At 44.1% G+C, this 14,430-nt stretch carries 14 protein-coding genes; 11 read left to right on the top strand and 3 right to left on the bottom strand.

Going from position 1 to position 14,430, the window contains the following annotated elements:
• Positions 1-112: 112 nt before the first annotated feature.
• Entirely contained in the window at positions 113-931 is an 819-nt protein-coding gene (locus MKX35_RS27150) for a GGDEF domain-containing protein (protein WP_081382828.1), read from the bottom strand.
• Positions 932-1,007: 76 nt separating this feature from the next.
• Complete coding sequence (locus tag MKX35_RS27145) at positions 1,008-1,586, bottom strand: histidine phosphatase family protein (RefSeq protein ID WP_042185403.1); 579 nt, start codon at positions 1,584-1,586, stop codon at positions 1,008-1,010.
• A gap of 175 nt (positions 1,587-1,761) precedes the next feature.
• Between MKX35_RS27145 and MKX35_RS27140 the strand changes: the two genes are divergently transcribed.
• The 11 genes from MKX35_RS27140 (at position 1,762) to MKX35_RS27090 (ending at position 13,115) form a co-directional block, all read left to right on the top strand.
• Positions 1,762-2,919 carry a phosphodiester glycosidase family protein gene (locus MKX35_RS27140; RefSeq protein ID WP_076299211.1) on the top strand — a complete coding sequence of 386 codons (1,158 nt, stop codon included), beginning with the start codon at positions 1,762-1,764 and terminating at the stop codon, positions 2,917-2,919.
• Positions 2,920-3,298: 379 nt separating this feature from the next.
• A complete protein-coding gene (locus MKX35_RS27135) occupies positions 3,299-3,997 on the top strand; it encodes a response regulator transcription factor (RefSeq protein WP_076299210.1) in 699 nt (232 codons plus the stop codon).
• Entirely contained in the window at positions 3,994-4,992 is a 999-nt protein-coding gene (locus MKX35_RS27130) for a sensor histidine kinase (protein ID WP_076299209.1), read from the top strand. Before MKX35_RS27135 ends, MKX35_RS27130 begins: the two co-directional genes overlap by 4 nt.
• A gap of 222 nt (positions 4,993-5,214) precedes the next feature.
• On the top strand, positions 5,215-5,985 hold the full coding sequence (locus MKX35_RS27125; RefSeq protein WP_076299208.1) for an ABC transporter ATP-binding protein: 771 nt from the start codon (positions 5,215-5,217) through the stop codon (positions 5,983-5,985).
• Positions 5,960-7,906 carry an FtsX-like permease family protein gene (locus tag MKX35_RS27120; RefSeq protein WP_076299207.1) on the top strand — a complete coding sequence of 649 codons (1,947 nt, stop codon included), beginning with the start codon at positions 5,960-5,962 and terminating at the stop codon, positions 7,904-7,906. The genes MKX35_RS27125 and MKX35_RS27120 overlap by 26 nt, the downstream gene beginning before the upstream one ends.
• Positions 7,907-7,911: 5 nt before the next feature.
• The gene (locus tag MKX35_RS27115; protein WP_076299206.1) at positions 7,912-8,868 is read left to right on the top strand and encodes a DUF418 domain-containing protein; all 957 of its coding nucleotides are present in this window, start codon (positions 7,912-7,914) and stop codon (positions 8,866-8,868) included.
• Positions 8,869-8,954: 86 nt separating this feature from the next.
• Positions 8,955-9,911, top strand: coding sequence for a helix-turn-helix transcriptional regulator (locus MKX35_RS27110; RefSeq protein WP_076299205.1), 957 nt, complete (start codon positions 8,955-8,957; stop codon positions 9,909-9,911).
• A 101-nt stretch (positions 9,912-10,012) separates the two neighbouring features.
• Complete coding sequence (locus MKX35_RS27105; protein ID WP_076299204.1) at positions 10,013-10,471, top strand: SRPBCC domain-containing protein; 459 nt, start codon at positions 10,013-10,015, stop codon at positions 10,469-10,471.
• 274 nt (positions 10,472-10,745) lie between these two features.
• Positions 10,746-11,000, top strand: coding sequence for a FeoA family protein (locus MKX35_RS27100; protein ID WP_042185387.1), 255 nt, complete (start codon positions 10,746-10,748; stop codon positions 10,998-11,000).
• On the top strand, positions 10,997-11,728 hold the full coding sequence (locus tag MKX35_RS27095; RefSeq protein WP_042185385.1) for a FeoB small GTPase domain-containing protein: 732 nt from the start codon (positions 10,997-10,999) through the stop codon (positions 11,726-11,728). The genes MKX35_RS27100 and MKX35_RS27095 overlap by 4 nt, the downstream gene beginning before the upstream one ends.
• Positions 11,706-13,115 carry a nucleoside recognition domain-containing protein gene (locus MKX35_RS27090; protein ID WP_076299203.1) on the top strand — a complete coding sequence of 470 codons (1,410 nt, stop codon included), beginning with the start codon at positions 11,706-11,708 and terminating at the stop codon, positions 13,113-13,115. Before MKX35_RS27095 ends, MKX35_RS27090 begins: the two co-directional genes overlap by 23 nt.
• A 531-nt stretch (positions 13,116-13,646) precedes the next feature.
• On the opposite strand, the gene MKX35_RS27085 is transcribed toward MKX35_RS27090, so the two are convergent.
• On the bottom strand, positions 13,647-14,330 hold the full coding sequence (locus MKX35_RS27085) for a hypothetical protein (protein WP_143759394.1): 684 nt from the start codon (positions 14,328-14,330) through the stop codon (positions 13,647-13,649).
• Positions 14,331-14,430 lie beyond the last annotated feature (100 nt).

The following is a 14,430-nucleotide window of genomic DNA, read 5'->3' as shown; positions in this document are numbered from 1 at the left end:
AGCTCCCCTCACAGTAGCAGGTTTTTTTATTTCGCCTGTCTACCGTATGGGGAGCATATCAGACCTATTGTAGAGGTCCATGGCTGCCGCTTGTATTTTATACCAACTCATTCTAATTCTTATAGACGGAGTAACGCCCCGTACCAAGCTGTTTGGCAGCGTACATCGCTGTATCTGCTTCATTTAGCAGTCTAAAATGATCTACCTTACCATGACTTATGCTGATCCCTATACTCATGGATACGAACAAGTTATGTTCGCCAAGCTGGTAACTCTTAGTCGTCTTCTCCAGAATCCGCACAGCAAGCTGCTCCGCTTCCTTCTGAGTGCTACCTTTGGCGACAATCACAAATTCATCCCCGCCGACGCGGAAAATATGACGTTTTCTTTTGCTGGAGAATTGAATTAGGTTTTTACCCACTTCTTGCAGCAATAAGTCCCCCACATGATGCCCCAAGCTGTCATTGATCGATTTGAAACGATTCAGATCCAGAAACAAAACAGCAAGCTGCTCATTTACTTTGCATCGATCCCAAAAATGATCCATTCCATTCTTATTCAATAACCCCGTTAAAGCATCCTTATACGCCAGTTCTTTCAATTGCTCTCTTTCAGCCAATACTAGGTTCATGCGTGTAAGTAAAAACATACATAGGGCTATCGTAAGACTATAGACCAACAGCGGTATAATAACCCCATCATCGGCCACTTCATTTCCCAGTAAGGTTTCTACACCTAGCTGGTGCATGATCCATAGGGAGGCGACGATAATGATCACGGAAAGACCGGTATGAATCGCTCTTTTTTGAGGCGTTTTAGATGAAATATCCCGGTAAAGTCTTAGCACTAAATAACCGGCCGCTGCTGCGATGAGAATGGAGAATAACGTTTGTAAGTAAATCTGGACCTCTGCCACCTTAAATTCGCACATCCTTCTGACTACAAAAATGATTAACTATCTGAGCAATTACTATATTAAAATGCTCTGAACATTATCTGAACACTAATTATATCTTCAAATGCCGTGCACAATTGTATAGTTCGCAATTCCATGTCGAATCGGATTTAATAATCCGAGTGATAGATGTATTACTCAGCAAAACAGTTACATTCAGTTCTGGAAAAAGTCTTCTAAGACTACTCCGTAAAATCGCACCATGGCTAACGACCAATATACGACTGCCCGGATGTTTCTCCGCGATATCTTCGATAGCCTGACTGCCTCTGATCTCACTAGCCTCCGGACTTTCCAGTCCCAAATCTAACTTCTTCCACTCACTTCCCCATCGTTCAACGCGATCTTGTTCCGTAGTACCTTCAATCTGCCCTGCGTTCATCTCACGGATCCCTGGTACTAAACCGGCGATCTCCATGCCAAGCCTTGTTGCAATTACCTCTGCTGTTTGTCGCGCTCTAAGCAGATCACTCGAATATAAATAGTCCCATTGTTCAGTGCTGAGCCGTTCAGCAAGAAGAACCGCCTGCTGCACACCCTCAGCATCCAATGGATTATCCGTATGCCCTTGCGCTCTGCCTTCTTTATTCCACGCGGTACTTCCATGGCGAATTAAACCTATTGTAGTCATAAAGATCTCCCTTTAGTTGTTGAGTTCTAGTACTATTCTTGTAATGGTATCTACATTCTATCAGAATCTTTCCATGAGTATTTGAAAAATGAGGTTATCCATGTTTTAGAACTTGAGGTATAATAAACCTTACCGCTTTTTACATCAGCTACAGGATAAGGAGATTTTGGTTAATATGAAAAAGTTATTGTTTCCGTTCTTTCTCGCATTTCTACTATGTTTGGTTCCGGTTTACACAGTTTGTTCCTCCACTGCTGGTGCTGCTCCGGTTCCGAAAAACACCGTGTATGTGACCAAGAATAATCACTCGTACATCCCGCTGCGTCTCTTAAATAATTTCACTGGTATACATGCTGAAATGAATGCTAGTGACAAACGTATAACCATTACGAACGCAGACACTAAGATTACACTTACTGTAGGACAAGCAGCTGCGCTAGTCAACGACAAGCCAGTTACACTAACCGATTCCGCTTTTAGTGATAACGGTACGGTATATATCCCTTTGTCTTTTATCAGCAAAACGCTGGGCTTTCAATTAGAGTGGAATCAGGAAGCCTCTTCTGTAACCCTTACTAATAACGGGGTTTCATCAACGGTACCTGTACTGACTGGCGCACTTATCAAAGCAGATTCCTCCCCCGTTGTCAGTGCTAGTAAAACTTTCAAGGTGGGCGGCAGATCCTTCAAAGCCCAAACGGTTACGGTATCCCTACTGCATCCTAAAGTGAAGCTCGACGTTGTACTAGCAGGAAATACGGTAGGAAAAGTGGAGGACCTGAGCAGTCTAGCCAAGCGCAATAATGCCGTAGTGGCTATTAATGGTACGTTCTTTGATGCCTACACTAAAGGGGCCTACAAAGCTCCTTACGGTTACATGGTCAGTGGTGGAAAAATGCTCAAAAACAGCTCTGGAGATCGCCGCACGATTTTCACCTATGATAGCAATCACCTGGCCTCGCTTATTCCCGGACTAGAGTTTACGAACCATTTCGCTTCCGGATCTATGGAAGGGGCGCTCCAAGCCGGACCACGTCTGCTTGTGAATGGTAAGGTATCTCTTAATGTTGCAGCAGAAGGCTTCAAAGATGCCAAAATCTTAACAGGCGGCGGAGCCCGCAGCGCACTCGGCCTCACTCGCGACCACAAGCTAATTCTGCTAACTACTGGTGGAGCTACTATCCCACAGCTCGCAGAAATGATGAAGCAGGCTGGAGCGTATCAAGCCATGAATCTGGATGGCGGCGCATCAAGCGGATTATACTACAATGGCAAATATCTCACGACCCCTGGGCGCCAGATTAGCAACGCAATTGTGGTTAAATATCAATAGAATGATCTAGCCAGCGGCACGAACGAGCGTTGTGCTAGGTTCGGCTTCTACTTCTAAGAATACTTTTTTTGATGCATCTATTGCAGTTTGTGCAATAGATGCATTCTTTTTTATAGGAAAATAGGATTCTGTTGTACTTTGTACATTAGAATTCGACCTATTTGTAATAATAAGACGTTTTGGTAACCAATTGGTTGCAGGATGTGCAATAGAATCAAATCCCAATGTCTTTTTGATAGAATCTATTGTACAAAGTGCAACTATTCCTCATATTATTTTTCGGCAGCTAGACGTCCTTTTTGCATAATTTTCCTAGTCCATGTTACTGTATAACCGTGTGAACCACTGCATTCTTATATTTGATCAAAGGAGCACAACTATGGAGACTATTCTAATCATAGAGGACGATGCTAAGCTCGCAAGCCTTCTAAGCACGTATCTATCTAAATATGAATTTCGTACGGTGATAGTAGAGGATTTCAACAGGGTACTGGAGATTTTTAATGACACCCATCCTGATCTTGTTCTGCTGGACGTCAACCTGCCTAAATATGATGGGTTTTATTGGTGTCGCCAGATTCGCACTACCTCACTCTGCCCTATTCTTTTCATATCCGCTCGGGATAGTGGAATGGATCAGGTGATGGCGCTAGAAAATGGCGGGGATGATTACATCACCAAGCCTTTTCATTATGAAGTCGTACTTGCCAAAATCCGCAGCCATTTACGCAGAGCTTACGGCTCTTACTCACAAATTCAAGAGGAACGGACGCTCCAAGCCGGAGAACTAATTCTTTATCCTGAGCGGTATGTGATTCAATTTGGCGGACATACTAGCGAGCTGACACAGAAAGAAGCGGTTCTACTGGAAGCCTTATTGCTAAAAGAAGGACGAGTTGTTAACCGGGAGCGTCTGCTAGATCTCATGTGGAAGGATCAGCATTTTATAGACGACAATACTTTAAATGTGTACATAACCCGTGTCCGCAAAAAACTCAAGGACCTCGGTCTTGGCGATATTGTGGAAACTGTAAGAGGCGCTGGCTATCGGCTTAATGTCACTAAGGATATGCTATGAAGCTATTTTGGAGAGACCAGCTTCCATTTATCCTATTCTACCTGCTTCAAGTACTGCTTGTTCCACCACTATATTGGCTGACAGGTGAGGATAGACCCCTCTCGATCATGCTCTATGGCATAGCCCTGAGCACTGCAGTTCTTCTCTTGTATCTTGGCTACCGATACGTTCAGCACCGGAGATTATACGCAGCCTTAAGTAATCCCAAGAATATGCTAGAGGAACATCTTGTTTCCTTAGGAGACACCCCGCTACCAGAAGCGATCCATGAGTTATTACAGCTTATTGACCGCCAGTATCAGGAGCAGGTAAATGGGCATGTCCGCCAAATGGATCAGCATATCGTATTCATGAACCGCTGGGTTCATCAGATGAAGACCCCACTTTCAGTCATTCAGCTTTCGCTAGAGGATCTTGAGGATGAGGCTGCTATAAGTATTCAGGAGGAATTGGAACGTCTGCGCAGAGGGCTGGAAATGGTGATTTATACTTCAAGGCTGGATCAATTTGAGGATGATTTCCAAGTGGAGCCGCTAGTTCTCAGTAAAGTGGTTAGTGAATCTGTAGCTGAGAACCGCAGGCTTTTCATCCGAAGAGGCATAAAAGTAAATATACAAATCAATCCTAACTTCACCGTATATAGTGATGCCAAATGGTTAATGTTTATGCTAACCCAAATCTTAACCAATGCTGTCAATTACACCTCCGGCAACGATAAAACCGTAACTCTTTCATCAAAGCACATCGGAACGGATTTCTTACTTAATATTACAGATCAAGGTATCGGCATTTCTCCTGAAGACCTCAAACGAGTGTTTAATCCATACTTCACCGGTGAACGTGGACGCCAATACCATGAGTCAACAGGAATGGGACTGTATCTAGTGCGAGAAATTTGCATCCGGCTAGGACATACTGTGGAGCTTCAATCTAAGCTTGGAGAAGGCACTAAAGTCCAAATTACATTTCACAACAGTGACCATTTACAGAAATAAGATCGGAGGGTACTTCTAGTCATACTTAACTTATGGCTACGGAGTCCCTCTTCTTTATGTATGGCCTACTCGCTTCACGTACGAACATAACCTTAAACGGGTTGTAAGATAACGTTAAGGTAAATCCATAGCAGCACATAGCCCGATCTTGTAAATTATATACATAACACGTCCCCGCTTAAGGACGGATGAAATTAGATTGTAATGGAAGGAATGATAGGAATGGATGTTTTAGAAGTCAAAGGTCTTAATAAGGTATATCCGGGCAAAGTAAAGACACAGGCCCTCACCGATATTCATCTTAGCATTGAAAGCGGCGAATTTGTTGGCATCATGGGCCCCTCAGGGAGCGGCAAAACCACTCTGCTTAACATGGTGTCTACCATCGATCAGCCCTCCTCAGGTGAGGTGAATATCAACGGCAGCAATCCTTATCTTTTGAACAAAAAAGACCTTGCTCACTTTCGTCGCAGAGAACTCGGTTTTGTATTTCAAGACTTTAACCTCCTGGAGACTTTAACGGTAGCCGAAAATATCGTGCTTCCTCTAACGCTGGATAATCGCAAGCTCTCCGAAATGGAAGCCTTGCTGCAAAAGGTCGCTGCACGCTTGAACATTACGGAAATTCTGAATAAACGCACCTATGAAATATCCGGCGGACAACGGCAGCGGACAGCGATTGCCCGTGCCATTATTACTTCGCCTTCGATCATTCTAGCAGATGAACCCACAGGGGCACTTGATTCTAATTCCTCACGAATTGTGATGGAGTCGCTAGAGGATATTAACTGCAAAGAAGGCACTACGCTAATGCTCGTGACACATGATCCGCTGGCAGCGAGCTACTGCAATCGGATTATTTTTATAAAAGATGGGAAGCTAGCAGCCGAAATTCACCGGGGAGATAACCGCCAAGCCTTCTTCCAAAAAATTATCGACACACTTTCATTCTGGGGAGGGAATAGTCATGAACTTTCCTCAATTCGCGTTTAACAATGTGAAGCGTAATTCTCGGGCGTATTTTGCCTTTTTCTTAAGTAGTGCTTTTATGGTCATGATCTTCTTTTCATATTCCGTCTTTATTTATCATCCTGGGGTTGCCAGTATCGAGCTAGGTACAAATTCAGCCGCTGGTATGAAAATCGCTTCTTATATTGTGTTTGTCTTTGCTTTCTTTTTCGTTCTTTACTCGATTAGTGCATTTCTGAAACTTCGTAATCTGGAGTTCGGCATACTAATGATGTTAGGTGCACGTTCCGGTCAGATCAACAAACTGATTCTTATAGAAAATATGCTGATCGGACTACTATCCATAGTAACAGGTATGTCTTTCGGCATGCTTTTATCCAAGTTATTTTTGCTGCTCAGCACGACCATTATGGGAATGGATCATTTACCCTTCTATTGGCCAGTTAAACCGCTGTTGATCACATCTATTTCGTTTATCTCACTGTTTCTGGTCATCTCTATCTTCACATTGTTATTTATCCGCAAACATCAAGTCCTTGATCTGTTAAAAGGGAGTGTTAAACCTAAAAAGGAGCCCCGTGTGTCTTGGCTGCTCTCACTCCTTGGGCTTCTGTTATTGACGGCAGGGGCACTCGCCATTCGAAAGCAATTGTCTCCAATTACGTTATTAGTTGCTGCTGTCACGGGGATCGCAGGTACCTATTTCTTTTACTCTCAGCTGTCCGTACTCGGAATACGTCTGCTTAAACTAAGCCGCAAGCGACTTTGGCGCGGAACCAACCTGTTATGGATTTCCGAGATGAGTTACAAGATCAAAGATAATGCAAGAATGCTGTTTCTTGTAACGGTTGTAACCTCGCTTGCTTGCATGGCGTCAGGATTTATTTTATCGATTAATCAAGCAAACGTAGAACTCTATAAAAATAGTCCATTCGCTATGGAGTATTCGATTTATAAACCAGGGAAAACTCCCCCTGACTTAGAACCCATTCATAATAAATTACAAAACGCTAAAGTGGAGTATACAGAGAATAAAATCGAGCTAATCTCTGCCTCCATTCAGAGTCTGGGTAAAGAAGCTACCCAAAGCATTGATTTAATATCCTGGTCCCAGTTCAATCAGTTAACTTCAAAAATGGATATGTCCGAAGTTGCTCCCTTATCTGACAAAGAAGCTGTCTTACTGCTAAACCCTCAGGTGGATTCACAGAACTATACTATTAATCAAAAGATTCTGCTGAAGGTTCAAAACGATGCGGAGCTTATGCTGAAAGAGGTACGAATTCCGAAGAGCCATCCCATGGGGCAATATTCAAGCTCACTCTTAATTGTAGATGACAGCTTGTACAAGAATATCTCTTCTTCAGCAGCGAAGTACACGAGATCATATGTGAAATATCTATATAAAATCCCTGCTTGGGACGGTCCACTACCTGTGGATACCTCACCTGAAACCATCATCACCAATGAACTGATCCAGTGGAGTAGAGATTCCAACAATACCAACAATCAATATATCTCCATATTAAATGCTCGAGCAGATGATTATCTAACTACCAAACAAGGCACGGCTATGCTTAGCTTTATAGGGATCTTTATCGCGCTTATCTTCTCACTTTCTTCAGCCAGCTTCCTCTTCTTCAAGCTTCATACTGAGCTGAATGCAGATAAGCAAATGTATAATGCCTTGTCTAAAATCGGTTTAAGCGTCAAAGAAATGTCTGCTTCTGCCACCAGACAAATCTCTGTGCTGTTCTATATTCCGATCATTGTCGCTACCATCCAGACGCTTGTCGTCATCCGACCGGTATTGAAGCAAATTAGTATCACGAATGTAACGGTACCTGTCCTAATTACATCTGGTGCATTCCTTGCTGTGCAAACTATATATTTCATCATAGCGCGATCACGCTACATACAAAGTCTCAAGAAGATGATGGTATAAAGAATATGGTGAAAAGAATCGTAACACTCGATGTGCTCCGTGGCTTTGCTCTAATGGGTATCATCTTCATAAACATTCGTCAGATGGTATTCGGTACGATGGAATTTAACTCGCTCGATTTGCAGATTATTCGTTTTCTTGATGTAGCAGTGGATCACCGATTTTTTGTGATATTCTCATTTTTATTCGGTGTTGGCTTTCAGTTATTCTTATCCCGGGTTGAAGCTAAAGGGGAGTCTAAGCCCCGTGTATTATTTCTGCGTAGGCTGTTCATTTTATTTCTAATCGGTCTGGTGCACCATTATTTCCAACCCGGTGAAACCTTGCTCATCTATGCAGTCATTGGACTGATTCTCCTTCCTTTTTATAAGTTAAAGTCAAGTTTTGTATTAATTGCAGGCATTGTGGTCACCCTTGCAGGTCTCTACTTAGGCCCGATAGTGGTAACGTTTGGTATGTTTCTGCTTGGGCATTGGAGTGGTCAGATTGGATTATTTCAGAATCCGTCACGGTATAAGCTAGGATTACGGATCACCCAAGTGGTTTCTCTGCTGCTAATCATTCCGATGTATTTTGCGCAACAGAGTATCATGGATAAAACAGGCGCTCTGGATGTAGCTTTCGCAGTAGGCGGACTTCCAGTCAGTATTTTTTATGTGACAACGCTAACCCTACTCATGCGCCATGGAGTTGTACAGAAACTACTTGCGCCCCTAGCTTCTCTAGGCAGAATGGCTTTAACCAATTATTTATTGCAAACCGTTATTATACTAACACTATCCAATCTGCTAGATTGGCCTGGTACAGTGCATGTATCGACACAGATGATTGCAGCGGCGGCCATACTGCTTCTACAAATCATATCTAGTACCCTTATTCTCAAACGGTTCCGGATGGGACCGGTAGAATATTTATGGCGACTCGGAACTTATGGCAAAAAACGTATGGTTAAACAGCAATAAGATCCTATCGAAAGGATTCTGGCTGATCTATGAGCATTTTGCTATAGTTGAACTACTAATTTCTGCAGCAAGGAGGCTCCAGATTTATGTCCAAGGCTGATCATATGTTATCCATTCTTTGGATGCTCAAGCAGCGGGGAAGAACCGCCGGAGAACTAGCAGAAGCGTTAGAGATCAGTGTTCGGTCTGTGTACAGATACATCGATGCGTTATGCATCAGTGGTGTACCCGTTATTGCGGATAGCGGGCCTGGTGGCGGTTACAGCTTACCGGAGCATTTTATTGAGGCTCCATTATTCTTTGACTCCGAAGAGCAGCGTGCCCTTCTACAAGCTTCTTCTTTTGCCAGGGGGACCGGATATCCTTATGTTGAAGCTCTGGACCGAGCCCTATCCAAGCTAAAAAGATACAGCAATGCCCAGCAATTAGAACAAATGGAGCGCCATGAGAATGGCATTGAGACGATCCATTCTCCTTCCCCGTCGCTTAGCCATCTGATTCAAGAATTGGAATTGGGGGCAGCGAACGGATACACCCTGCAAATGGAATATCGTAAGGGTAATGGAGAAACCAAATCATCCCGTGCCATTGATCCTTACGGACTTGTGCTCTGGAAGGGCCAATGGTACACCGTAGCTTACTGCCACGAGCGACATGAAATTCGTAGTTTCAGGGTGGATAGAATCATTGAACTACACCGTACAGAAGCTGTGTTCGCTCGTCCTGCTGACTTCTCTGCACGTGATTTTTTGTTAAAGAGCTTACTGCCTGCACGCAATACTGAAGAGAAACTAGTTACAGTACTCATCGCATCCGATGAGGGAGTCTTGAATGATCTATGCAGTCATTGGTTGTTCGGACATACGCTGGTACAGCGCATGGAAGGACAAGCCCGCTTTCAAGTGGACGAAACTTCTTTACTGACTTATGCACCCTATTTCTTGTTGCCTTATGGAACCACATTACGCATCATGGAGCCTTCCTCACTAAGAGAAAGACTAGCCTCCATAGCCTCCAATTTAGCAGCTCATTATAAGACATAAATTACTTTAGGATCACTGACCGTAGTTGTCAGTGATCCTTTTGTATAGTGTAAATGAGTCTGAGGGAATAAATGAACCTATAAATCAAGGAGGAATAACGAATGAAGGAACTACACTATGAATTTTATATTGGCGGAACACCTGAGCAGGTATGGGAAACCTTAATCTCTCCGGAAGGTACGAAGCAGATTTATTACGGCAGCGTTATTCGTTCAACCTTCAAAGAAGGAGAATTACTGGAATACATCGGACCCGGTGCAGATGGAGATGAAACGCTGCATGTCTATGGGACTCTGCTGGAGTTCACTCCGCAAAAAGCATTGCGTTTCACGCATAAGGTAGGACCTTCCTATCATAAAGGACATGAAATATATGAATCGCGTATTTCTTGGCTGCTTGAACCGGTGGGCGGAACTACTAAGCTCACGCTTATCCATGATGAATGGCATCCTGAAGATCCGTCGTATGCAGGCAGCATCAGCGCTTGGTGGCAGGTTCTAAGTAATACCAAGACTTTAGTAGAGACTGGACGTACGCTTGATTTTGGAAGCTGGACATAACTTCACGGCTAATAAAAACTTTGATTAGACTATTCCAATTAAAGACAAGCCTATAAGTAGACTCAACCTTAGCCCCTCGGCTGGAGAGCGCAAGCCTTCTTTCCGTTAGGGGCTTTTTTGCGCCTAAATTAATTTTGCCTTAGGGAAACATTCTTGTTGCAGGGACAAAGTTGTTCACATATACTAATATTGTGTCAGACCACAAGAAAAATTCCAATGCACAAAATAATAACCATAAAAATACAAATAATAATAAATGAAAGAAGGGGATCTAATGTCTGGAGCTAGTATTCCTTTATCAGAAGCGGCTAAAGGAAGCACACTGCGTATCAGCGGCATTGAAGTTCAGGGCGTGCTTAGAAGAAGATTACTGGATCTCGGGTTTGTAGTCGGTAATGCCGTTGAGGTGTTACGGCGTAGTCCCTTAGGAGATCCTATAGCTTTTCGGGTAAGCAACACGACCATTGCATTACGTAGAGAAGAAAGCTCTTTAATATTTGGAGAAGTCATCGGAGGTGTAGAAGCATGAGTCATTTCACAGTCGCTTTTGCAGGCAATCCTAACACTGGCAAAAGCACGCTTTTCAATCTGCTGACCGGCATGCGCCAGCATACAGGAAACTGGGCAGGTAAAACCGTCATTACCGCTGAAGGCGAGTTTAAGCATAAGGACCATACGTACCTCGCAGTAGATCTTCCTGGTACGTATTCGCTGTACTCGAATTCTGCTGATGAAGAAGCGGCTAGAGATTATATTATTTTTGAACAGCCCGATGTGACACTAGTTGTTCTCGACGCTACCTCGCTAGAACGAAATCTCAACCTTGCCTTGCAAGTGCTGGAGATTACCGGGCGGGCTGTAGTCTGCATCAACCTCATCGATGAAGCCCGTAAACTTGGTATCGACATCAATCTGAAACGTATTTCCAAACGTCTCGGCGTGCCTGTTGTAGCGATATCGGCTCGCAATAAAATCGGTATTGAGGCGTTATTGGATCAGGTGGAGCGAGTGGCTACAGGCGCATTCACTGCACAGCCACTGCGTATTACGTACAACGAGGAGATTGAACGAGGAATTGCAGAGCTTACACCGCTGGTAGAACAAACCATTGGCAGCAAATACCCGGCCCGCTGGATTGCATTGCGCCTGTTAGATGGTGATGACAGCCTTCTTACCTCACTTAAAGAGAATATGAAGAATAAAGAATTACCTGAAGCAAAGGAGGTCATCGGTCATGGAGTCACCGCATATCACTAAGGGATTAGATCCTCTAGATTCCTTGCTGTCCACAGCGAAAAAGCTCGCTGACGGCGGAGCGATACGGGATGAGATTGTCAGTGGTATCTATGGCGTATCCGCAGGCATCTGCGGGGATGCAGTCACCTATAGGGATAAGAAGAAGCTGAACAGCACTTATAAGCTAGATAATATCGTAACTTCAAAAATATGGGGATTCCCCATTATGCTCGCCATCCTCGGTATCGTGTTCTGGATTACGATTGCCGGCGCCAATTATCCTTCAAGCTGGCTTGCTTCCTTCTTCGGCTTCATCGAAGGTTATCTCACTGCCGGATTTGAGGCGATCCATGCCCCAGCTTGGCTACACGGTGTACTTGTTCTTGGATTATATCGAGGAACCTCTTGGGTCATCAGCGTCATGCTGCCGCCAATGATGATATTTTTCCCAGTGTTTGCGCTGCTTGAGAATTTCGGATATCTGCCGAGGGTTGCTTTTAACATGGATCGGTTGTTCAAAAAATCAGGCGGTCACGGCAAGCAAGCTTTGACCATGTCTATGGGTTTCGGCTGTAATGCCGCCGCGATCCTCTCCACCCGAATCATCGAATCGCCGCGTGAACGGATGCTCGCGATTTTGACTAACAATTTCGTTCCATGTAACGGCCGCTGGCCGACATTGATTCTATTGTCTTCCTTATTCATGGCAGGAGCGGCTACGACAGGCGCACTCCGTACCCTCACCACCGCCTCCGTACTTATGGGGATGGTGCTGATCGGCATCATCGTTACCCTGACGGTTTCCTGGGTCATGTCCAAAACTGCGCTACGCGGTGTTCCAACGCACTATACACTAGAGCTCCCGCCCTATCGTCGTCCACAAATTTGGAAGACCATACTTATTTCCTCTAAAGATAAGTCCCTTAACGTACTTACTCGTGCCATCGTCGTTGCTGCCCCTGCCGGTATTATCACTTGGATTCTTGGCAACCTGTTTGTTGGTGGAGATTCTGTCCTGAATCATATGGCCGCATTCTTCGATCCTTTTGCACAGATGCTCGGCATGGATGGCTTTATCATCATGGCGTTTATTCTTGGACTTCCTGCGAATGAAATCGTACTGCCCATTCTGCTTATGGGCTATATGTCCTCAGGTGCTATGGTCGATATCGATAGCTTGGGCAGCATCAAAGATGTCTTTTTATCACATGGCTGGACTTGGCTGACCGCACTTAACATGATGTTGTTCTCCCTACTTCACTATCCTTGCGGCACTACACTCGTAAACATCTATAAGGAGACAAAAAGCATGAAGTGGGCTGTTCTCTCAGCAGTCATCCCACTCGGTATCGCCATTGGAGTAACCTTTGCTGTCGCTCAGCTTGCTCGGTTGTTTGGCTGGGTGTGACGAAGCTTGTAGCATGAATTCATCTTACAGCAGCGAACTTTAACTGATTTCAACTTACATTAGCTAAATTTACTTTGTCTCACCTTACAACATCTAATGTTCACCGTATTTCACAAAATTCTGCCCTCCTTGAACTCATAATTAGGGAAATTCTCCCCCAAATTCGAACTTTATAAGCGCAAATTAAACTTTTTGCGGAAATTCTCCCTAATAAATAGTCGATTATAGGAAAAATAGGGCATTTCCGCAGAATTTTAGGGAGGAATTCCCCAATTATCGATCATACAGAGTAAAATACGATTAAATCAGGGAGATTTTCCCTAATTATCGATAATATCGAGTAAACCACGACAATTTTAAGAAGGATTTCACTTACTTCGAGTTTTGATGACCCGAGCTATACTTAAGCACCAGTACCCACACCGCCCACCACCTACTTAAGGTCAGCTCAAACAAATAAGCGGTCGCCCGAACAACTCCCGGGCGACCGCTTATTTCATCACGACATAACGTGAACCTACAGTTAAAGCGTTATTTCTTACGCGTTCCACCATCTCTACGACGGTAGAGTACAGCGCCAGCTATCGCTATCAAAACGATAATGATTCCACTGATCCCTACATTCACAAGTGGAAAAGAGTCACTCTCCGCAGCTGGTTTCCCCTCAACTTCAGTCGCCCCATTATTCCCAGTTTCGGATTTCGGCGAATGGTTTGATGTTACCTCCGGAGAAGCTGTAGGAGTACCTGCCGATATACTAGGTCCAAGCTCCTTCAGATCCTCTGATGCCGAGGCAAGCAGCTTCGTTCGGCTGCATAAACTGGCCTCTAATTTACCAGAGTCATCTTCGTCATTAGCATACGCATAGACGATATAACTTTCCCCTTCCACGAATTCAAACCCACAGCTGGCAGACGATAAAGCAGTACTCAAGGTAACTTTATTCCCCTTAATTCCTTTCCAGCTGGAATCGACTTCAAAGGTTACTTTTACTGGATCCGCAGATGAGATTATAGTCCCCTTTGGCTCCTTTTTGTCCACTACTTTCCCAGTAAAGACGGCTGAACTTGACTCCAGCGCCTCAAGTGGCTCCGCAGGTACAACACAGGAACACGCATAAGTAACGGAGGGACGCACCGTCAGTAAGGCCATAAATATTAACGTTATACTTAGGAACATCATAAGTGGACTGCGGAACTTGGTCTTAAACATCATAATAACCTCCTTCTTTACTCTACAGACGGAACAGAAGAAGAAAGTGTTACAACAATTTCCAAACAAGTTATACAAGTCTAATCTCTTCCATCCTAAATAG

The sequence above is a fragment of the Paenibacillus sp. FSL R5-0923 genome (assembly GCF_038009145.1).
Lineage (GTDB): Bacteria > Bacillota > Bacilli > Paenibacillales > Paenibacillaceae > Paenibacillus_AQ.
Note: the sequence above shows the minus strand (reverse complement) of the source record. Positions and strands in the feature narration are given on the sequence as shown.

Bases quoted from the DNA above. Each gene is read 5' to 3' on its own strand.
- MKX35_RS27090 (WP_076299203.1), top strand. From the start codon at position 11,706: ATGGAGTCACCGCATATCACTAAGGGATTAGATCCTCTAGATTCCTTG.
- MKX35_RS27095 (WP_042185385.1), top strand. From the start codon at position 10,997: ATGAGTCATTTCACAGTCGCTTTTGCAGGCAATCCTAACACTGGCAAA.
- MKX35_RS27100 (WP_042185387.1), top strand. From the start codon at position 10,746: ATGTCTGGAGCTAGTATTCCTTTATCAGAAGCGGCTAAAGGAAGCACA.
- MKX35_RS27140 (WP_076299211.1), top strand. From the start codon at position 1,762: ATGAAAAAGTTATTGTTTCCGTTCTTTCTCGCATTTCTACTATGTTTG.
- MKX35_RS27085 (WP_143759394.1), bottom strand. From the start codon at position 14,330: ATGATGTTTAAGACCAAGTTCCGCAGTCCACTTATGATGTTCCTAAGT.
- MKX35_RS27130 (WP_076299209.1), top strand. From the start codon at position 3,994: ATGAAGCTATTTTGGAGAGACCAGCTTCCATTTATCCTATTCTACCTG.
- MKX35_RS27135 (WP_076299210.1), top strand. From the start codon at position 3,299: ATGGAGACTATTCTAATCATAGAGGACGATGCTAAGCTCGCAAGCCTT.
- MKX35_RS27120 (WP_076299207.1), top strand. From the start codon at position 5,960: ATGAACTTTCCTCAATTCGCGTTTAACAATGTGAAGCGTAATTCTCGG.
- MKX35_RS27150 (WP_081382828.1), bottom strand. From the start codon at position 931: ATGTGCGAATTTAAGGTGGCAGAGGTCCAGATTTACTTACAAACGTTA.
- MKX35_RS27105 (WP_076299204.1), top strand. From the start codon at position 10,013: ATGAAGGAACTACACTATGAATTTTATATTGGCGGAACACCTGAGCAG.
- MKX35_RS27110 (WP_076299205.1), top strand. From the start codon at position 8,955: ATGTCCAAGGCTGATCATATGTTATCCATTCTTTGGATGCTCAAGCAG.
- MKX35_RS27145 (WP_042185403.1), bottom strand. From the start codon at position 1,586: ATGACTACAATAGGTTTAATTCGCCATGGAAGTACCGCGTGGAATAAA.
- MKX35_RS27115 (WP_076299206.1), top strand. From the start codon at position 7,912: ATGGTGAAAAGAATCGTAACACTCGATGTGCTCCGTGGCTTTGCTCTA.
- MKX35_RS27125 (WP_076299208.1), top strand. From the start codon at position 5,215: ATGGATGTTTTAGAAGTCAAAGGTCTTAATAAGGTATATCCGGGCAAA.